Annotated in this window: 29 protein-coding genes; 28 read left to right on the forward strand and 1 reads right to left on the reverse strand. The window is 49.9% G+C overall.

Annotated elements, in window-relative coordinates; genetic code table 11:
• Positions 1-86 precede the first annotated feature (86 nt).
• The 9 genes from O6D90_RS09385 to O6D90_RS09425 are packed head-to-tail and all read left to right on the forward strand — an operon-like array spanning position 87 to position 5267.
• Positions 87-299 (forward strand): DUF4222 domain-containing protein, encoded by a 213-nt coding sequence (locus tag O6D90_RS09385; protein ID WP_088583029.1) that lies wholly within the window; start codon positions 87-89, stop codon positions 297-299.
• The gene (locus tag O6D90_RS09390; RefSeq protein WP_088583028.1) at positions 256-1239 is read left to right on the forward strand and encodes a hypothetical protein; all 984 of its coding nucleotides are present in this window, start codon (positions 256-258) and stop codon (positions 1237-1239) included. The genes O6D90_RS09385 and O6D90_RS09390 overlap by 44 nt, the downstream gene beginning before the upstream one ends.
• Positions 1239-1685, forward strand: coding sequence for a hypothetical protein (locus O6D90_RS09395; protein ID WP_225836881.1), 447 nt, complete (start codon positions 1239-1241; stop codon positions 1683-1685). Before O6D90_RS09390 ends, O6D90_RS09395 begins: the two co-directional genes overlap by 1 nt.
• Entirely contained in the window at positions 1685-2344 is a 660-nt protein-coding gene (locus tag O6D90_RS09400; RefSeq protein WP_271143291.1) for an MT-A70 family methyltransferase, read from the forward strand. The genes O6D90_RS09395 and O6D90_RS09400 overlap by 1 nt, the downstream gene beginning before the upstream one ends.
• Positions 2341-2559: a hypothetical protein gene (locus tag O6D90_RS09405; RefSeq protein ID WP_088583026.1), complete on the forward strand. Its 219-nt coding sequence runs from the start codon at positions 2341-2343 to the stop codon at positions 2557-2559. The genes O6D90_RS09400 and O6D90_RS09405 overlap by 4 nt, the downstream gene beginning before the upstream one ends.
• Entirely contained in the window at positions 2559-2975 is a 417-nt protein-coding gene (locus O6D90_RS09410) for a RusA family crossover junction endodeoxyribonuclease (protein ID WP_271143292.1), read from the forward strand. Before O6D90_RS09405 ends, O6D90_RS09410 begins: the two co-directional genes overlap by 1 nt.
• On the forward strand, positions 2972-3688 hold the full coding sequence (locus O6D90_RS09415) for a phage antirepressor KilAC domain-containing protein (RefSeq protein WP_271143314.1): 717 nt from the start codon (positions 2972-2974) through the stop codon (positions 3686-3688). Before O6D90_RS09410 ends, O6D90_RS09415 begins: the two co-directional genes overlap by 4 nt.
• Positions 3685-4674 (forward strand): DUF968 domain-containing protein, encoded by a 990-nt coding sequence (locus tag O6D90_RS09420; RefSeq protein ID WP_202195352.1) that lies wholly within the window; start codon positions 3685-3687, stop codon positions 4672-4674. Before O6D90_RS09415 ends, O6D90_RS09420 begins: the two co-directional genes overlap by 4 nt.
• Positions 4675-4688: 14 nt before the next feature.
• Positions 4689-5267 (forward strand): DUF1133 family protein, encoded by a 579-nt coding sequence (locus O6D90_RS09425; RefSeq protein WP_271143293.1) that lies wholly within the window; start codon positions 4689-4691, stop codon positions 5265-5267.
• A 70-nt stretch (positions 5268-5337) separates the two neighbouring features.
• Here O6D90_RS09425 and O6D90_RS09430 read toward each other — a convergent pair whose 3' ends face one another.
• Positions 5338-6000 (reverse strand): hypothetical protein, encoded by a 663-nt coding sequence (locus O6D90_RS09430; RefSeq protein ID WP_271143294.1) that lies wholly within the window; start codon positions 5998-6000, stop codon positions 5338-5340.
• Between the two features lie 100 nt (positions 6001-6100).
• On the opposite strand from O6D90_RS09430, the gene O6D90_RS09435 reads away from it, so the two are divergent.
• The 19 genes from O6D90_RS09435 to O6D90_RS09525 all read left to right on the forward strand — a co-directional run bounded on the left by O6D90_RS09435 (position 6101) and on the right by O6D90_RS09525 (position 16873).
• Positions 6101-6487, forward strand: a complete 387-nt coding sequence (locus O6D90_RS09435; protein WP_109018015.1) for a phage holin family protein — start codon at positions 6101-6103, stop codon at positions 6485-6487.
• Positions 6474-6755, forward strand: coding sequence for a phage holin family protein (locus O6D90_RS09440; RefSeq protein WP_072161075.1), 282 nt, complete (start codon positions 6474-6476; stop codon positions 6753-6755). The genes O6D90_RS09435 and O6D90_RS09440 overlap by 14 nt, the downstream gene beginning before the upstream one ends.
• Positions 6755-7369, forward strand: coding sequence for a glycoside hydrolase family 19 protein (locus O6D90_RS09445; protein ID WP_271143295.1), 615 nt, complete (start codon positions 6755-6757; stop codon positions 7367-7369). Before O6D90_RS09440 ends, O6D90_RS09445 begins: the two co-directional genes overlap by 1 nt.
• A gap of 7 nt (positions 7370-7376) precedes the next feature.
• Complete coding sequence (locus tag O6D90_RS09450) at positions 7377-7646, forward strand: hypothetical protein (RefSeq protein ID WP_109018017.1); 270 nt, start codon at positions 7377-7379, stop codon at positions 7644-7646.
• Positions 7603-7782: a hypothetical protein gene (locus tag O6D90_RS09455; RefSeq protein ID WP_109018018.1), complete on the forward strand. Its 180-nt coding sequence runs from the start codon at positions 7603-7605 to the stop codon at positions 7780-7782. The genes O6D90_RS09450 and O6D90_RS09455 overlap by 44 nt, the downstream gene beginning before the upstream one ends.
• Before the next feature lie 74 nt (positions 7783-7856).
• Positions 7857-8075: a hypothetical protein gene (locus O6D90_RS09460; RefSeq protein ID WP_109018019.1), complete on the forward strand. Its 219-nt coding sequence runs from the start codon at positions 7857-7859 to the stop codon at positions 8073-8075.
• Positions 8076-8256: 181 nt separating this feature from the next.
• On the forward strand, positions 8257-8760 hold the full coding sequence (locus O6D90_RS09465) for a hypothetical protein (protein ID WP_109018020.1): 504 nt from the start codon (positions 8257-8259) through the stop codon (positions 8758-8760).
• A gap of 61 nt (positions 8761-8821) precedes the next feature.
• Complete coding sequence (locus O6D90_RS09470) at positions 8822-9172, forward strand: HNH endonuclease (RefSeq protein WP_053286220.1); 351 nt, start codon at positions 8822-8824, stop codon at positions 9170-9172.
• A gap of 126 nt (positions 9173-9298) precedes the next feature.
• Complete coding sequence (locus tag O6D90_RS09475; RefSeq protein WP_075848475.1) at positions 9299-9796, forward strand: phage terminase small subunit P27 family; 498 nt, start codon at positions 9299-9301, stop codon at positions 9794-9796.
• The gene (locus tag O6D90_RS09480) at positions 9793-11526 is read left to right on the forward strand and encodes a terminase large subunit (RefSeq protein WP_088583016.1); all 1734 of its coding nucleotides are present in this window, start codon (positions 9793-9795) and stop codon (positions 11524-11526) included. The genes O6D90_RS09475 and O6D90_RS09480 overlap by 4 nt, the downstream gene beginning before the upstream one ends.
• Before the next feature lie 12 nt (positions 11527-11538).
• The gene (locus O6D90_RS09485) at positions 11539-11721 is read left to right on the forward strand and encodes a hypothetical protein (protein ID WP_088583015.1); all 183 of its coding nucleotides are present in this window, start codon (positions 11539-11541) and stop codon (positions 11719-11721) included.
• A complete protein-coding gene (locus O6D90_RS09490; RefSeq protein WP_088583014.1) occupies positions 11721-12950 on the forward strand; it encodes a phage portal protein in 1230 nt (409 codons plus the stop codon). The genes O6D90_RS09485 and O6D90_RS09490 overlap by 1 nt, the downstream gene beginning before the upstream one ends.
• The gene (locus tag O6D90_RS09495) at positions 12937-13590 is read left to right on the forward strand and encodes an HK97 family phage prohead protease (protein ID WP_088583013.1); all 654 of its coding nucleotides are present in this window, start codon (positions 12937-12939) and stop codon (positions 13588-13590) included. The genes O6D90_RS09490 and O6D90_RS09495 overlap by 14 nt, the downstream gene beginning before the upstream one ends.
• Before the next feature lie 16 nt (positions 13591-13606).
• Complete coding sequence (locus O6D90_RS09500) at positions 13607-14824, forward strand: phage major capsid protein (RefSeq protein WP_088583012.1); 1218 nt, start codon at positions 13607-13609, stop codon at positions 14822-14824.
• A 38-nt stretch (positions 14825-14862) separates the two neighbouring features.
• Entirely contained in the window at positions 14863-15078 is a 216-nt protein-coding gene (locus O6D90_RS09505) for a hypothetical protein (RefSeq protein ID WP_088583011.1), read from the forward strand.
• A gap of 23 nt (positions 15079-15101) precedes the next feature.
• Positions 15102-15425 carry a head-tail connector protein gene (locus O6D90_RS09510; RefSeq protein ID WP_088583010.1) on the forward strand — a complete coding sequence of 108 codons (324 nt, stop codon included), beginning with the start codon at positions 15102-15104 and terminating at the stop codon, positions 15423-15425.
• Positions 15422-15835 (forward strand): phage head closure protein, encoded by a 414-nt coding sequence (locus tag O6D90_RS09515; RefSeq protein ID WP_088583009.1) that lies wholly within the window; start codon positions 15422-15424, stop codon positions 15833-15835. The genes O6D90_RS09510 and O6D90_RS09515 overlap by 4 nt, the downstream gene beginning before the upstream one ends.
• On the forward strand, positions 15810-16313 hold the full coding sequence (locus O6D90_RS09520) for a hypothetical protein (protein WP_088583008.1): 504 nt from the start codon (positions 15810-15812) through the stop codon (positions 16311-16313). Before O6D90_RS09515 ends, O6D90_RS09520 begins: the two co-directional genes overlap by 26 nt.
• Positions 16313-16873 carry a phage tail terminator protein gene (locus O6D90_RS09525; protein ID WP_088583007.1) on the forward strand — a complete coding sequence of 187 codons (561 nt, stop codon included), beginning with the start codon at positions 16313-16315 and terminating at the stop codon, positions 16871-16873. The genes O6D90_RS09520 and O6D90_RS09525 overlap by 1 nt, the downstream gene beginning before the upstream one ends.
• Positions 16874-16878: the final 5 nt, after the last annotated feature.

Below are 16878 nucleotides of genomic sequence, written 5' to 3' on the forward strand. Positions count from 1 at the left end.
CGCATGGTATCAGGTCGGTGGATTCCTTGTAACCACAGTAGAGCTATCGCAATTGTGGGTGTGTTCCAGAGGAGGGCGAGACGCATATGCGAGCACTCAACAGACGGTTTAAGGACAGCTACGGCGTCCCAGTCAGGGTTATCCGGTGGGAGCCAGAAACTCAACGGGTTATATACCTGCGCGACGGATACGAGCATGAGTGCTTCAGCCCTCTCGAACAGTTTCAGCGTAAATTCAGGGAAATAGAGGGTCCGAATGAGCCTGTTAATGACATCCCGCCCAATAGTGATAAATCCTGACCTTGCATACAGCATTGGCCTGAACGAGGCTATTGCATTGCAGCAGATTAACTACTGGCTGAAAGAAACAACGTCTGGCATGGAGCGTGATGGTGTTCGCTGGATTTACAACACGACTGAACAGTGGCTGGAACAGTTCCCGTTCTGGTCTGAGTCGACCCTGAAGCGTACCTTCACCCGCCTGAAGACACTCGGTGTGCTCAAAATTGAGCAACTGAACAAGTCTCAACGAGACATGACCAACTTCTACACGATCAACTATGAAAGCGAGCTTTTAGATGAAGTCAAAGTGACCGAATCGAAGAGGTCAAAATGCGCTGTTCCATCAGGTCAAAATGACACGATGGAAGAGGTCAAAGTGACACACTCCATCAGGTCAAAACGAACCGCTGTCATCAGGTCAAAATGCACTGATGATCCTACAGAGAATACAACAGAGAGTACTACAGAGAATAAAACCCCTTCTTGTCCGGAAGCTTCGCAACCGGACGCTTTAGTTAATCCAAATGATTTTATGTCTCGCCATCCAACAGCTGTAGTTTTCAGCGCTGCGAAACGGCAGTGGGGAACTCAGGAAGATTTAACCTGCGCAGAATGGATCTGGGGAAAGATTATACGACTTTACGAACAAGCGGCTGAGTCTGACGGTGAACTGGTTCGCCCTAAAGAACCTAACTGGGTTTCCTGGGCTAACGAGGTTCGTCTGATGTGCACTCAGGATAATCGCAATCACCGCCAGATCTGCGAGCTGTACGGTCGTGTAAATCGTGATCCCTTCTGGTGCAAAAACATTCTCAGTCCTTCGAAGCTGCGTGAAAAATGGGATGAGTTGTCTCTGAAGTTATCAGCGTCAGCGAGCAAAAATGAGGTTCGAGAGGACCCAATGTTTAAATCCAAATACGAGTGCGATACACGCATTCCTGAAGGATTCAGGGGGTAATGATGAGCATTCTGAAAACAGTGCAGATGTTTATTGCCATGAATCCCGGCTCCACGACCAGGGACATCATCGAAGGTCTGACCCAATTCAGCCAGGACAGACTTCAACTCGCCGTTTGCCGCTTACATGGTTCAGGGCTGGCAACGCGTAAACGCGACGGTCGCCAATTCCGTTACTACGCGGAACCGCCAGCAGATTGCCACTTCGAAGTGTTTGAACCTACTCCTGAAGTCAGCGCCCTGATGGAAACGGCGAAAGGTCTGGAGTCGAAAGGTCTCTTTCACCGTGCTGCGACGATTTACATGGAGGCGTTCAGCGCATCAGCCATTGAATCAGAGCGAGCAGCAATACTGGCAGAACGTCAGCGCTGCCTTGGCCTGGCTAAACCAGCGGTTATTGCCGAAGACGGATGCTATCTGGCTGGTCGATTTTCGGGAGGTCGTTAATGGACTACTCACTGATTTACGCCGATCCGCCGTGGGAATACGGAAACACCATCAGCAATGGTGCTGCGGAAAACCATTACGGCACGATGAAACTCATCGACATAAAACGCCTGCCTGTCTGGGATCTGGCTGCGGAAGATTCCGTTCTGGCCATGTGGTTCACCGGTACACATGCACGTGAAGCGATCGAGCTTGCCGAAGCGTGGGGATTTAAGGTCAGAACCATGAAGGGATTCACATGGGTGAAGCTTAACGCACTGGCAGAGCAGCACATCAATAAAGCGCTACAGGCTGGTGGAGTAGAGGGCTTTTACGACTTCCTCGACCTGTTGAACGCTCAGACACGAATGAACGGTGGTAACCATACCCGCGCCAATACCGAGGATCTGCTAATTGCCACCAGAGGGAAAGGTCTTGAGCGTCAGAACGCCAGCATAAAACAGGTTATCTACAGTCCACTCGGCGAGCACAGCCAGAAGCCTGCAGAAGCGCGTTACCGTCTGGAGCAGTTATATGGCGATGTGTCACGCATTGAATTGTTCAGCCGCTGCGCGGCACCTGGTTGGCACCACTGGGGAAACCAGTCTGTTAAACCAGACCTGCATCTGATTCCGGGCAGCGTAATGCATATCGACTGGGCGAAAGGAGCAGGCGCATGAACCAGGAAACTAAGAACGCCATTCAGGCTCAGGCCAAACGTTGCAGCGACGAGATCAGAAAAGCAATGAAGGTGAAGCCTAAACCTAACTGGAACGAGACAGTACCGCCGATCCTGAAGAAGCATCACGAGAAGATAAGGCCGCTGGGGGTAACCCTGCTGGAGTTCGTAGGAAAAATAGGGCGCATGAACGGGCGCTTTGGAGTGGAATCATGATGAAACTGGTACTCCCATTTCCACCCAGCGTGAACACCTACTGGCGTGCTCCTAACAAGGGGCCGCTGGCTGGCCGTCACCTCATCAGTGCCAAAGGTAGGGCATACCAGAGCGCAGCATGCGTGGCTATCGTTGATCAACTTCGCATTCTCCCTAAGCCGTCATCATCACCGGCATCAGTAGAGATTGTGCTCTATCCACCCGATGAACGCCGCCGCGACATAGACAACTACAACAAAGCGCTGTTTGACGCGCTTACACATGCAGGCATCTGGGAGGACGACAGCCAGGTGCGACGCATGCTGGTGGAGTGGGGACCGAAAGTACCTGGTGGACGGGTAGAAATATCGATCACTAAATGTACCAATGGCGGGTGCAGTCGCCTGATAAGTGGAGACAGAGCATGCAACAGATGAGCATAACAGTAACGTGTCCGACCCATCATGCAGCAACGGTAGGGCAGCAGATCACCATGTCCAGCCGTGAGATTGCGAAGCTGGTTGATTCCCGGCACAGCAATGTCTGCGTAACGATAGAGCGCCTCATGAATTCCGGTGTGATTGGAGGGTATGCTGCATTGCAGTACACCCACCCCCAGAACGGGCAGGTCTACCATCACTATGAAGTGAACAAACGAGACAGCTATGTGATCGTTGCCCAGTTATCGCCTGAGTTCACCGCCCGACTTGTTGACCGCTGGCAGGAACTGGAGAGCAACGGTGGAATGATTGTTCCCCAGTCACTTCCTGAGGCCCTGCGCCTTGCTGCTGATCTGGCAGAACAGAAACAGCGCCTGAGTGAAGAACTGGCAGTAGCCGCACCGAAGGCCGAGTTTGTAGATCGTTATGTTACGGCTACTGGGTCAATGACTTTCCGACAGGTTGCCAAGCTGCTTAACGCCAAAGAGCCGGAGTTTGCGATGTTCCTGATTGAGAACGGCATAATGTACCGGCTTAACCGTGTTCTCACGCCAAAGAGCAAGCATATCGAGGCAGGACGCTTCGAGGTGAAGACAGGAACGACAAACCAGACAAATTACGCGTTTAATCAGTCCCGCTTCACTGCCAAGGGTGTTCGCTGGATTGGCGGCCTGTGGGCAGAGCATATTGCTAAGGGGCAGGTAGCGTGAGGGCATTATTGACACCTGAAGTGGCACCGATGACCGGGGTAGTGATATTTCGCCCTGGCAGTGAACTGATGCATCTGTTCAGACGTGGGCGTGTTCTTATCGAGCCACAGGCCGAGTCAATGGCTGAGTTGCCGTCTGGTCTGCTGCCAGAGACTGCTCAGGAGCTTCAGAACGATCCGTTAATGCGTGATGTCTTCGAAAATCAGAAGGTCATACATCGTGCTGGTGGACTCAATTCACTGGATGTCTGGCTCGAAAGGAAACTGGAATGTCAGTACCCACACAGCGAGTGGCACGATCGCAACTACACCATCACCCGGCATGCACCTGGCTCAATCCGCACATGCTGGGGCTGTGACTTAAAAATTCGTGATCAGTTCACTGAAGGTCTGGCGGGTATAGCACGTGAAAACCTGGTATCCTGGCTACTGAAGGTTGTAAACGGCCAATTAGGTTTCAGTGAGGACCACATTCTGACGCTGCCGGAGTTTTGCTGGTGGATGGTCAGGAACGACCTGGCTGACGAAATACCTGAAGCCTTAGCCCATAAAGCTCTTCGTCTGAATGAAGAGACTCACCAGTCGGTAACACGTGAAAGCGATATTGTTCCGGCATTACCTGCTCAACAACTGGTACAGGAGAAAGCGAAAAAGATAGTGGCAATGAAGGTAGACCCGGAAACGCCGGAATCCTTCATGCTAAAACCCAAGCGTCGCCGCTGGGTGAATGAGAAATACACGAGATGGGTTAAGGCCCAGCCGTGCGTCTGCTGTAACAAGCAAGCTGACGACCCCCACCACCTGATTGGCCACGGGCAGGGTGGAATGGGTACAAAAGCACACGACCTGTTTGTGATTCCTCTGTGCAGAGAGCATCACGACGAGTTGCATGCTGATCCTGTGGCATTTGAAGCGAAATACGGTGACCAACTGGTCCTGGTGTTTCGGGTTATAGATCGTGCGCTGGCAATTGGCGTACTGGCGTAAGTGGAGAACGCTAAATGATTAATCCTTCTGAAGTTGGTAAATCTGGTGAAATGGTTCGTCTTCGTACTCTGGAAAGCATCTGGATACAGGGCAAGTTGCGCATGTGGGGCCGCTGGTCTTATATCGGCGGTGGTAGTGGTGGGAACATGTTTAACCAGCTACTGGCATCCGGAAAAATCACCAAAACGGCAATTAACGAAGCACTACGACGGATGAAGAAAGCGGGTATCAGCAAACCCGAGCTGGAAGCATTCTTCAGAGAGATTCTGGAAGGGAAGAACAAAAGCGGCTTAGCTTTCTGCTCTGATGATGAGGGCTTGAAAATCGACGGCGTCATTGCTGCCGTCCTGATGAATGATGATAACCGTTCTCTCTATGGCGTGATCATTGACCGTCACCGCCTGCGCAAGAGCAAGCGCCAGATGGCAACTGAGCTACAGAAAAAACACCCTGAATGGACCTTCATGACCTGCCGCCGCCGAATTGATACATGGGTAAGTCTTGCAGAATCGATGCTTTACGCACCACTTTGTGACGCGTTTGACACAAATGGCGGCAAATTCCACTTGAAAAATGAGCCGGTAAGTGCTTAAATTGTGATAGGCTCGGGAAGTTAAAGCGAACTGAGCAACAGAACTCTTAGAACCCGCCATTGAGCGGGTTTTATTTTAGGATGTAAATATTTGTTGTACTTGGTTTTTGTTCATTTTCTTTTTTTGATGGTAAGAAAAATAAAAAAAATAAAACAGCGAAAATAATTATGTAAATTAGTTTGTTAATGGCTCTCGATGAATTTAATGTTTTGTTATATTTTTCGGACGTTTCATTAATCAATTGTTCCTTTGTTTTCTCGATTAAATAAAGAACTTTTCTAAGTTCAAATAAATATTTTTTTCTTTCATATATGGTTAATGATTTTCTTGGATCTATTGGTTTTGTACCAGTTGCATCGCCAAGACCAAATAACTTTGGGGTAAGGTTTCCGTGAGCATTTATTGTTTCATTGTATTTTTTGAATAATTTCCGATCAAAAAACATAACTCGCACTTTCAACTCTCTTAACTTATCATGTGATGCGGGTACTTTTTTGTTAGCATCCAATAACGCCAATCTATTAGTGTGTGGAGAGAAAAGGATTATTTGAATTAGATATTCAGTGTTGTTTTGTAATGACTCAAGTGCTGCATGTACATCTATTCCAAGTCTTTCATAAACTGATAGCTTCACCTCCTTTTCTTTTGATGATAATGCTGATGTATAAGCAAGTAGCCCCGTGATTAATGCAACAAATAGAGTCGCTACTATTGTTAAGTTATTCGAATCCACATCATTATCCCATTAGTTAAAAGTAAACCATTATAACTAACAATTTTTTCATTGTATCCCCTCTATTCAGAGCGGAGTCATACCAATATGAGGGGGATAAATGTCCGATCCGATTTCCGGTACTGGTCTGGCTGGTGGTGTCCTGACGGGCGCCAGCGTCTATGGATTTCTATCCGGAACCGATTACGGCGTGGTGTTTGGCGCGTTTGCCGGAGCTGTATTTTACATTGCAACGGCTGCGGATCTTAGCGCAGCACGTCGGCTGGCGTATTTTGTCGTGTCCTACATCGCAGGGATCATCTGCTCAGGGTTGGTTGGTTCAAAGCTGGCTAACTGGACTGGCTACAGTGATAAACCACTGGATGCCATTGGCGCCGTAATTGTTTCTGCTTTAGCCGTCAAAATCCTGACGTTCCTGAATAATCAGGATATCGGCTCGCTGGTGGCGCTGATAACGCGCCGGGGAGGTTCAGGTGGTACTAAATGACCCATCGGCAACAATCAATGCGCTGCTCTGCGCTGGGGTAGTGCTGACCCTGATGTTTTACCGTCGCGGCGACTCACGACATCGACCGTGGATATCTCGCTTAGCGTGGCTGCTTACAGTCATCTATAGCGCCGTTCCGCTAGCGTATCTGTGCGGTATTTACCCGTACTCATCATGGGCCACTATCGGGGCCAACATTATTTTCCTGTCAGTGCTGGTCGCCGTCAGAGGCAACGTGGCACGCCTGGTTGATCATCTGAGGCAATAATGAACCAATCACAATTTCAGCAGGCGGCTGGTATCAGCGCCGGGCTTTCTGCACGCTGGTTTCCGCACATTGATGCGGCAATGAAAGAGTTTGGAATCACAGCAGTTAACGATCAGGCCATGTTCATTGCGCAAGTTGGGCATGAATCTGCTGGTTTTACCTCTCTGGTCGAGAGCTTCAACTACTCGGTAGACGGGCTAAAGAAAACCTTTGGTAAACGCCTCACACCGTATCAGTGTGAAATGCTGGGGCGAGTAGATGGTAAGCAGGTCGCTCACCAGCCACAAATAGCCAATCTGGTTTACGGTGACCGCATGGGAAATAACAGCCCGGGTGATGGCTGGAAATATCGTGGTCGCGGTCTGCTGCAAATCACGGGTCGTGAGAACTACACCAAATGTGGTGCAGCACTGAAGCTTGACCTTGTCAGCACTCCGGAACTGTTGACCCAAGAGCGACACGCGGCCCGTTCGGCGGCATGGTACTTCACTTTGTGTGGTTGTCTCCTCTATTCGGGGGATGTGGAACGCGTCACGCAGATTATTAACGGCGGGCAGAACGGCATTAAAGACCGCCGTGAACGTTACGCCAAAGCTAAAGCCGCACTGGTGTGAGGTCAGTATGGGACTTGAAATGATTATCGGCCTGATTGTTGCCGCGCTGGCAGCAATTGCCGGTGCTTTTGGTCTGGGTAAATCTCGCGGTACCAGTATCGCCGAAACAAAAGTGGACCAGCAGCGCACTGAAGAACGTGCAGCAGCTACTGAAGCGGTAGCCGAACGCCGGGTAGAGACAACAAAAGGAGCCAGGGATGTACAGCAGACTGTTAACCATCTTCCTGATGACGATGTTGACCGTGAGTTGCTCGAAAACTTTACCCGCAAAACCTGAAGTAACGGACACGGCCTGTGACTGGGTGAACATCATTTATCTCACTGAGCACGATATTACCGTGCTGGATAAGCAGACGAAGCGGGACATTCTGGCGCACAACATAGCGTGGCAGATGAACTGTCAAAATAGGTAGAAAACAAGAGGCAAATCTCTTTATCACCACTTTCATCGCGATAAGATTAAGCCTCTATTTTAAAAGGAGGTTGTATGCTTCAAGGTTATTACAATTCAACAGATGGCCGCGTTTCTGACGAGAATCATAAGCGTATCCTCGCGATGAATGCTGCATTAGAGATTGCAAAGGCATCAGCCTCTGCTTCGACAGCATTGGCTCGCGGTGATAAGGTCGAGTGCGATCTGAAAAGTGCAGCTAAGGAAATCGCAACCTTGGCATCAGCCATCCAGTCCTTCATGGATGCCAAATAAAACCAATTTGAAGATCTGTAACTGAAATTTTTAAACCACCTCTGGGCGGTTTTTTATTGCCATCACAAAGGCCACTTTCGAGTGGCTTTTTTAATGGTCATCATTATGGGTATTACAGCAGGCATTCACTGAGTGCCTGCGATAGTGCAAAATATCTCTGATAAAAAATTCGGGGGTATAGATGAACTACGTTTGGCAATTTCTGTTGGCCTTATCCTCAGGTGCATTTGGGGCATGGGTCGCAACATTTTTCGCATTGAAACGGTTCTATAGTGAAAAATGGTGGGAAAAAAGAGCTGCGGCTGTCATTGAGCTCACAGATTCAATCTACCAATTGAAAGTGTTACAGGAGTACTACTCTGATTTAAAGTTATATCAACGAGAGGGGCCGGCAGAGTTTCCTGATTTTGTTGTGCTTGATGGGGCTCATGTAAAAGAGTTGAAATTAGCTGCTTCAAAGGCAAAAAGTTTAATCACTAAGTACAGCCATGCAGGGCAGCTCCTTATACCAGAATCAGTATCAACCTTGTTAAGGGATTACCTCACAGAAGAGCGTAAGGTTGATCATGATGTGCACTACCAGGGCTGGGACACGGAAGAAGCAGAAGAGCATCTATTATCAATGACTAAGACACTTTTCGAAAAGGTACTTAAAATATCAAGGAAAGAGCTCAAAGCTGGTTAATTTATAATAGTTACCCACTAAAACCACTGGCCACTGCTGGTGGTTTTTTATTGGAGAAAGTATGCCACCTCGAACACCAAAAGCCTGCCGTGTTCGCGGCTGCCGTTTTACCACAACAGACCCATCTGGCTACTGTGAAAATCACAAAGGCGAGGGCTGGAAATCCTATAAACCGGGACAATCCAGACAGCAGCGCGGATATGGTTCAAAGTGGGAAGTCATACGAGCCCGCATACTGAAGCGAGACAAAGGGTTGTGTCAGAACCATCTTCGTCAGGGAGTCGTGAAGCAGGCGTCCTGCGTGGATCACATCAAAGCGAAGGCCCACGGCGGTACTGATGAAGACAGCAACCTTGAAAGCCTGTGCTGGTCGTGTCACGCCGCGAAGACTGCGCGTGAGCGGCTCAAGTGAGAATCGGTGTCATCATCATCCAGGGGAGGGGGAGGTCAAATCTCTGTGACCGCGCGCCTTCCGGACTGCCCGCCTCCTCGTATTTTTATACCCGCGAAAAATGAAATTTAACCAGGAGTGTCGCTTATGGCTGGAACGGCGGGGCGTTCCGGGCGTCGCCCCAAGCCAACGGCGCGCAAGGAGCTGGCAGGGAACCCCGGCAAACGAGCCCTGAATAAAGAGGAACCTGTATTCACACCGATTAAAGGCGTGGCACCACCTGACTGGTTTTCTGAGGATGAAGGTCTGCCAATGGCGGCCGTTATGTGGGAACTGACCACGAAAGAATTATGCGGACAGGGGCTACTCTGTGTTACCGATCTTGCCGTACTTGAGCGCTGGTGTGTTGCATATGAGTTCTGGCGCAGGGCGGTTAAAAATATCGCCAGAGATGGGCTGTCCATCACTGGTGCTATGGGGGGGAAGATAAAAAACCCTGAGCTAACCGCAAAGAAAGAGCAGGAATCGGAGATGAGTTCTACCGGCTCCATGCTTGGCCTTGACCCCAGCAGTCGTCAGCGACTGATCGGCCTTGCCGGACAGAAGAAAACCTCTAACCCATTCCTGAAGATGATCAACTCATGAGCCGGAAATCGTACCCCAACGTAAACGCCGCGAATCAATACGCCCGCAACGTTGTGCGGGGGAAAATTCCGGCGTGCCAGTTTGTCATTCAGGCCTGCCAGCGTCATATCGATGACATGGCGGCTGAAAAGAGTAAGAAATTTCGTTACCGCTTCGATAAAGACATGGCAGAAAAGGCCGCGAAATTTATCCAGTTGTTGCCACATACAAAAGGAGAGTGGGCATTCAAGCGGATGCCGATCACTCTGGAGGCATGGCAACTGTTTATTGTGTGCTGCGCTTTTGGCTGGGTCCAGAAAGGGTCGAAGCTTCGTCGATTTCGCGAGGTTTACACGGAGATACCGCGTAAAAATGGGAAATCAGCTATTTCGGCAGGTGTGGCGCTGTTCTGTTTTACCTGTGATAACGAGTTTGGCGCTGAAGTATATTCCGGGGCCACAACTGAAAAACAGGCGTGGGAAGTATTCAGACCCGCTCGTCTGATGTGTAAACGCACCCCGCTGCTGGTGGAAGCGTTCGGGATTGAAGTTAATGCGTCCAACCTGAACCGGCCAGAAGATGGCGCGCGTTTTGAGCCGCTGATTGGTAACCCTGGGGACGGCGCTTCACCGCACTGTGCGATTGTTGACGAGTATCACGAACACCCAACAGATTCGCTCTACACCACAATGCTGACTGGTATGGGGGCGCGGCGACAGCCGCTAATGTGGGCGATAACGACGGCAGGTTACAACATTGAGGGGCCATGCTACGACAAACGGCGTGAAGTGATTGAGATGCTTAACGGCACGGTACCGAATGAGGAATTGTTCGGCGTGATATACACCGTCGACGAGGGGGATGACTGGACCGATCCTAAAGTGCTGGAAAAGGCTAACCCGAATATGGGCGTGTCGGTCTATCGTGATTTTCTCCTCAGCCAGCAACAGCGAGCTATTAATAACGCTCGTCAGGCTGGCGTATTTAAAACCAAACACCTCAATATCTGGGTTGCAGCCCGTGCAGCTTTCTACAACCTGGTTTCCTGGCAGAACTGCGAGGATAAGACACTGACGCTGGAGCAATTCGAAGGACAGCCATGTGTTCTGTCTTTCGACCTGGCGCGTAAGCTGGATATGAACAGTATGGCGCGGTTGTTCACCAGAGAAATTGACGGCAAGACACATTACTACAGCGTTGCTCCCCGCTTCTGGGTTCCCTACGACACAGTATTCAGCGTTGAAAAGAATGAAGATCGTCGTACTGCGGAGCGATTTCAGAAATGGGTTGAAATGGAACTGCTTACAGTTACTGATGGCGCTGAAGTGGATTACCGCTACATCCTTGAAGAGGCCAAAGCAGCAAACAAACTCAACCCGGTCAGTGAGTCACCGATTGACCCATTCGGCGCGACGGGGCTTTCACATGATCTGGCTGATGAAAGTCTTAATCCGATCACTATCGTTCAGAACTACACCAATATGTCAGACCCAATGAAAGAGCTGGAAGCAGCCATTGAGTCTGGGCGTTTTCATCACGACGGTAACCCGATCATGAGCTGGTGTATCAGCAACGTGGTCGGGAAGTATCTGCCGGGTAATGACGACGTTGTAAAACCCATTAAGGAGCAGAACGAAAACAAAATCGACGGCGCGGTTGCGCTGATTATGGCGATTGGACGTTCAATGCTTTACGAAAAAGTGGACTCTATCTCCGATCGTATCGAATCCCGCGGCATTCGTTCACTTTAAACCGAGGCGTTTATGATCCTGACAATACTCACTCCATTGGTCGGAGTGCTGGGGGCACTGTTGCTCTCATTTGGGGCGTGGATGATTTATCCCCCTGCAGGCTATATTGCCGGAGGTCTACTGTGTCTGGCCTGGTCATGGATGGTGGCAAAATTTATATCCTCCACATCAGAGAAACAATCGGGAGGTGACTGATGTTCTTCCCCGGTATGTTTTCAAAAAGTAGTCAGCCAGTATACACCGCGGCCGATCTGGCGCAGGAGGTCGGGCTGTCATATGACACTTATACAGGGAAGCGAGTAAGCAGCCAGCGAGCTATGCGGCTAACTGCGGTATTTGGTTGCGTGCGTGTATTGGCTGAATCCATAGGCATGCTTCCCTGCAATATCTTTAAAACGGCAGGTAAAGGTAAGGAAAAGGCCACGGGAGAGCGCCTCCAGAAGTTGGTCTCTTTAAAGCCCAACGGTTACATGACCCCCCAGGAGTTCTGGGAGTTAATTGTTGTTTGCCTGTGTCTTCGTGGAAATTTTTACGCTTATAAAGTTAAGGCGTTAGGTGAGGTCGTTGAACTTCTCCCGCTTGATCCTGGATGCGTTCAGCCAAAGCTTAATAGCAATTGGGAGCCTGTTTACCAGGTGACTTTTCCTGATGGTTCGACGGATGTGCTGGGTCAGGATGATATCTGGCACATTCGTATACTTACGTTGGATGGGTTGGTGGGGTTGAACCCTATAGCCTATGCAAGAGAGGCTATCTCGCTTGGTCTTGCAACTGAGGAACATGGTGCAAGGTTGTTCAGCAATGGTGCTGTTACATCTGGGGTGCTACGTACTGATAGTGAATTAAGTGATGCCGCTTATGCCCGTCTGAAGGCTGATTTTGAAGAAAAGCACCAAGGGCTGGGTAACGCTCACCGACCAATGATTCTTGAAATGGGCCTTGACTGGAAATCTATGGCTCTTAGCGCCGAAGACAGCCAGTTTCTGGAAACGCGCAAATTTCAGCTTGAGGAGATTTGTCGGTTGTTTCGGGTGCCAATGCATATGGTCCAGAACACTGACCGCGCAACATTCAGCAATATCGAAGAGCTGGGGATGGGGTTCATAAACTATTCACTGGTTCCCTACCTGACCCGCATTGAGCAGCGTATTAATGTCGGACTCATTCGTGATTCAAAGCAGGGAACGTACTACGCGAAGTTTAATGTTGGTGCGTTACTTCGTGGCGATATGAAGTCACGGTTTGATGCCTATGCGACTGCAATCAACTGGGGCATGTATTCACCGAATGACTGCCTTGAACTTGAGGATCGCAATCCCCGCCCTGGTGGCGATGTTTATCTAACACCAATGAACATGACAACGAAACCATCTGACGGAAGTAAGCAAGCCAAAACGGAGGAACGACAAGATGCCGATGACTAAACAGCGGTTGGACATTCCGCTGAAACTGAAATCCGTCAGCGATAACGGAGAGTTTGAAGGCTATGGCTCTGTGTTTGGGGTGAAGGATAGCTACGACGATGTGGTTGTTCCCGGCGCGTTCAGCAAGTCTCTAGAGGCATGGCGTGAGAAGAAATCTCTTCCTGCCATGCTCTGGCAGCATCGGATGGATGAGCCGATCGGTATCTATACCGATATGAAAGAGGATGATGTCGGGTTGTATGTGAAGGGGCGACTTCTCATTGACGACGATCCTCTGGCAAAGCGCGCACATGCTCACATGAAGGCCGGTTCTTTAACCGGCCTTTCTATTGGCTATATGCTGAAGGACTGGGAGCACGACCGAACCAAAGAGGTATTTCTTCTCAAAGAAATCGACCTCTGGGAGGTGAGTCCTGTGACGTTCCCGTCGAATGATGAGGCACGAATTAGTGATGTGAAAAGTGCGTTTGCTCGCGGCGAAATGCCTTCTCAGAAAAGTATCGAAAGAGTCCTGCGCGATGTAGGGCTCTCAAGAACCCAGGCCAAAGCATTCATGGCTGGGGGGTATAGCACACTTAATCTGCGCGACGCTGATGACGTGGACTCTGCACTGAATGCACTTAAAAACATCAATTTTTAATCAGGAGAAAATGCTTATGGCAGTCGATATCAAAGATGTAGAACAGGTCGCGCAGGAACTGCAGTCGAAGTTCGATGACTTCAAATCGAAAAACGATAAGCGTATTGACGCGCTTGAGTCTGAAAAAGGCAAACTGGCAGGGCAGGTTGAGACCCTTAACGGGAAACTCTCCGAGCTGGAAAGCCTCAAATCAGACCTCGAAACAGAACTTGCGGCGGTTAAGCGTCCTGGCGGTCCGCAACAGCAATCTAAAGCTGCAACTGAACACAAAACGGCCTTCATGCAATTTATGCGCAAGGGGGATGATGACGGACTGCGCGATCTGGAGCGTAAGGCGCTGCAGATTGGAACTGATGAAGACGGTGGTTATGCCGTTCCTGAAGAGCTTGACCGCAATATCCTCACCCTACTTAAAGATGAGGTAGTGATGCGTCAGGAAGCTACTGTAATCACTATTGGCGGCTCCGATTATAAAAAGTTAGTGAATGTTGGCGGTACTGCTTCTGGTTGGGTTGGTGAAACAGACGCCCGTCCTGCGACTGACGCATCGAAACTCAAACTAATCGAACCCTTTATGGGGGAGATTTACGGCAACCCGCAGGCCACGCAAAAAATGCTGGATGATGTGTTTTTCAACGCTGAAGACTGGATTAATAGCGAGCTGGCAATTGAGTTTGCCGAACAGGAAGAGATTGCATTTACCAGCGGGAATGGCACCAAGAAGCCGAAAGGTTTCCTGGCTTATGCGTCCAGTCTGGATGATGACAAGACACGAGCATTTGGTACGCTGCAGCATATTCTGTCCGGCTCGGCTGCTGCAGTGACTGCTGATTCTATCATTAAACTGGTCTATACCCTGCGCAAAACACATCGTAACGGCGCTAAGTTCATGATGAACAACAACAGCCTGTTCAAAATTCGCATCCTGAAAGATGCCGAAGGTAACTACCTGTGGCGTCCTGGACTGGAGCTGAATCAGCCGTCTACCTTGCTGGGATACGGTATTTCAGAAAATGAACAGATGCCAGACATTGCGGCAGATGCTAAGGCAATTGCGTTTGGTAACTTCAAACGTGGCTACACCATTGTTGACCGTATTGGCACCCGTATTTTGCGTGATCCGTATACCAACAAGCCATACGTGGGTTTTTATACCACTAAACGTACTGGTGGCATGCTTGCTGATTCTCAGGCAATCAAACTCCTGCAAATTGGTGCGCCAGTAGCTCCATAACTGCCTGGGGCTAAGGTCCCTATTTTATGAGGTGAAGCATGCCTGTATTGAAACAAAGCCTTAAGTGGTCGCCTGATGGTTGTCGCGTAGAAACTATCCAGGCTGGTGAGTACGAAGAATTGCCTTCCCGTGCAATTGAGATTGCCGCTCAACTTGGGATTCTTGGTGTTGACACCGAGAATGAACGGGAGATTGTCTCGGAACAACCGGAGCCCGAAAAAACTGATAAAAAAGCCAAAAAACAACCCGCTTAGGCGGGTTTTTTACAGGTACGCCTATGATTTTGTCTACTGAAGAAATCAAGCGGCAGCTCAAGCTTGAAGAAGATGATGACTCAGAAGATACGCTGCTTAATGCTCTGGGTGCGGCAGCAGAAGCCAGAACGAGTACCTTTCTTAATCGGCGGCTATATAGAAAGGGGGAAAGCGTTCCTGAAACAGATATAGACGGCCTTGTCGTTCCAGACGATCTCCGTCTTGCGATGCTTATGCTGGTGACTCATTTTTATGAGAATCGCTCTGCAGTGTCTGAAGTTGAGATGCTGGATACTCCACTCGCGTATAAATGGATCGCGACTCCTTACAGGTTTTATTCACAATGAAACTACGTCAGGCACAGACCAGTGCGACTTATATGCTGCCGGACCCGGGTGAACTGGATAAACGGGTGTTGATCCGTAAACGAGTCGATGTCCCCTCAGATGATTTCGGAACTGAACCTGAATACCCGGTTTCATTCAACGCCTGGGCAAAGGTGGTTCAAACCAGCGCGACGACATACCAGGAAACGGCTCAGACCGATAACGTGATCACGCATTACATCACCATTCGCTGGCGCCGCGGAATTACCAGCGATTTTGAAGTGGCGAAGGGGGATGAAGTGTACCGCGTTAAACGTGTTCGTGATCTAAACAGTAAACGGCGGTTTCTGCTTCTTGAGTGCACCGAACTGGGTTCATTTACAGAAAATACCGGGGGAAATTCCAGTGGCGGGACCCTTTTTTCACGTTGATTTTCAGCAGCCGAACGAAATGCGCTTTAACCGCTCGCGTGTCCGGCGGGCATTTATCACTATTGGTCAGCGTCATATGCGCGATGCACGCCGTCTGGTCATGCGGCGCGGTCGCTCTGAGCCCGGGGAAAACCCCGGATATCAGACGGGGCGGCTGGCAAAATCCATTGGTTATATGGTGCCAAAGGCCAGTAAGAAGCGTCCTGGCTTTATGACTAAAATTGCACCAAACCAGCGGAACGGACACGGAAACCGGCTGATTAAGGGCGATTTCTATCCGGCATTCCTGTTTTACGGCGTCCGTGGGGGCGCTAAGCGCCGCCGCAGTCATCATCGCGGCGCTTCTGGTGGTAGCGGCTGGCGCATGGCTCCGCGTAATAATTTTATGGTTGAGACACTCAACAAAAACAACCCGTGGACGCGCTATTACCTTGCGCGTGAATTGCGGCTCTCACTCAAACCGGAGAAACGACGCTGATGAAACTGGTCCCGATTATTGCAGCACTTCGGGCGCGTTGCCCGGAATTCCAGAATCGTGTAGCGGGTGCTGCGCAGTTTAAGGACTTGCCGGAAGTCGGAAAGATGAAACTGCCGGCGGCTTATGTTGTTCCCGGAGATGATTCGCCAGGGGAACAGAAGAGCCAGACTGACTACTGGCAGGATTTAACTGAAGGGTTTTCCGTCATTGTGTTTGTCAGCAATGGCCGGGATGAGCGTGGTCAGTTTGCCTCATATGATGTTGTTCACGATGTGCGACAGTCACTGTTTAAAGCGCTTCTGGGCTGGAATCCTGAAGAGTGCGGAAACCCGATCACCTATGCCGGGGGTACGCTTCTCGATGTGAACCGGCATGAACTGAGCTACCAGTTCGACTTCACTGTATTGAATGAGCTGTCAGAAGATGACACCCGCCAGCAGGATGAACTGAACGATCTGGCTGATTTTAAAACGCTGGCGATTGATGTTGATTTTATCGATCCGGGACATGGCCCCGATGGGGAGCCCGAGCATCACACAGAGATAACTCTTCCCTCCTGAGGAAA

It is taken from the genome of Citrobacter sp. 21OH12SH02A-Citro (assembly GCF_027919895.1).
Classification (GTDB): Bacteria; Pseudomonadota; Gammaproteobacteria; order Enterobacterales; family Enterobacteriaceae; genus Citrobacter; species Citrobacter braakii.

Coding starts and splice junctions, on each gene's coding strand:
- O6D90_RS09485 (WP_088583015.1), top strand. CDS start 11,539: ATGATCCTGACAATACTCACTCCATTGGTCGGAGTGCTGGGGGCACTG.
- O6D90_RS09385 (WP_088583029.1), top strand. CDS start 87: ATGCGAGCACTCAACAGACGGTTTAAGGACAGCTACGGCGTCCCAGTC.
- O6D90_RS09470 (WP_053286220.1), top strand. CDS start 8,822: ATGCCACCTCGAACACCAAAAGCCTGCCGTGTTCGCGGCTGCCGTTTT.
- O6D90_RS09450 (WP_109018017.1), top strand. CDS start 7,377: ATGGGACTTGAAATGATTATCGGCCTGATTGTTGCCGCGCTGGCAGCA.
- O6D90_RS09480 (WP_088583016.1), top strand. CDS start 9,793: ATGAGCCGGAAATCGTACCCCAACGTAAACGCCGCGAATCAATACGCC.
- O6D90_RS09460 (WP_109018019.1), top strand. CDS start 7,857: ATGCTTCAAGGTTATTACAATTCAACAGATGGCCGCGTTTCTGACGAG.
- O6D90_RS09490 (WP_088583014.1), top strand. CDS start 11,721: ATGTTCTTCCCCGGTATGTTTTCAAAAAGTAGTCAGCCAGTATACACC.
- O6D90_RS09500 (WP_088583012.1), top strand. CDS start 13,607: ATGGCAGTCGATATCAAAGATGTAGAACAGGTCGCGCAGGAACTGCAG.
- O6D90_RS09505 (WP_088583011.1), top strand. CDS start 14,863: ATGCCTGTATTGAAACAAAGCCTTAAGTGGTCGCCTGATGGTTGTCGC.
- O6D90_RS09515 (WP_088583009.1), top strand. CDS start 15,422: ATGAAACTACGTCAGGCACAGACCAGTGCGACTTATATGCTGCCGGAC.
- O6D90_RS09510 (WP_088583010.1), top strand. CDS start 15,102: ATGATTTTGTCTACTGAAGAAATCAAGCGGCAGCTCAAGCTTGAAGAA.
- O6D90_RS09435 (WP_109018015.1), top strand. CDS start 6,101: ATGTCCGATCCGATTTCCGGTACTGGTCTGGCTGGTGGTGTCCTGACG.
- O6D90_RS09390 (WP_088583028.1), top strand. CDS start 256: ATGAGCCTGTTAATGACATCCCGCCCAATAGTGATAAATCCTGACCTT.
- O6D90_RS09445 (WP_271143295.1), top strand. CDS start 6,755: ATGAACCAATCACAATTTCAGCAGGCGGCTGGTATCAGCGCCGGGCTT.
- O6D90_RS09405 (WP_088583026.1), top strand. CDS start 2,341: ATGAACCAGGAAACTAAGAACGCCATTCAGGCTCAGGCCAAACGTTGC.
- O6D90_RS09425 (WP_271143293.1), top strand. CDS start 4,689: ATGATTAATCCTTCTGAAGTTGGTAAATCTGGTGAAATGGTTCGTCTT.
- O6D90_RS09495 (WP_088583013.1), top strand. CDS start 12,937: ATGCCGATGACTAAACAGCGGTTGGACATTCCGCTGAAACTGAAATCC.
- O6D90_RS09475 (WP_075848475.1), top strand. CDS start 9,299: ATGGCTGGAACGGCGGGGCGTTCCGGGCGTCGCCCCAAGCCAACGGCG.
- O6D90_RS09525 (WP_088583007.1), top strand. CDS start 16,313: ATGAAACTGGTCCCGATTATTGCAGCACTTCGGGCGCGTTGCCCGGAA.
- O6D90_RS09410 (WP_271143292.1), top strand. CDS start 2,559: ATGAAACTGGTACTCCCATTTCCACCCAGCGTGAACACCTACTGGCGT.
- O6D90_RS09455 (WP_109018018.1), top strand. CDS start 7,603: ATGTTGACCGTGAGTTGCTCGAAAACTTTACCCGCAAAACCTGAAGTA.
- O6D90_RS09465 (WP_109018020.1), top strand. CDS start 8,257: ATGAACTACGTTTGGCAATTTCTGTTGGCCTTATCCTCAGGTGCATTT.
- O6D90_RS09395 (WP_225836881.1), top strand. CDS start 1,239: ATGATGAGCATTCTGAAAACAGTGCAGATGTTTATTGCCATGAATCCC.
- O6D90_RS09415 (WP_271143314.1), top strand. CDS start 2,972: ATGAGCATAACAGTAACGTGTCCGACCCATCATGCAGCAACGGTAGGG.
- O6D90_RS09400 (WP_271143291.1), top strand. CDS start 1,685: ATGGACTACTCACTGATTTACGCCGATCCGCCGTGGGAATACGGAAAC.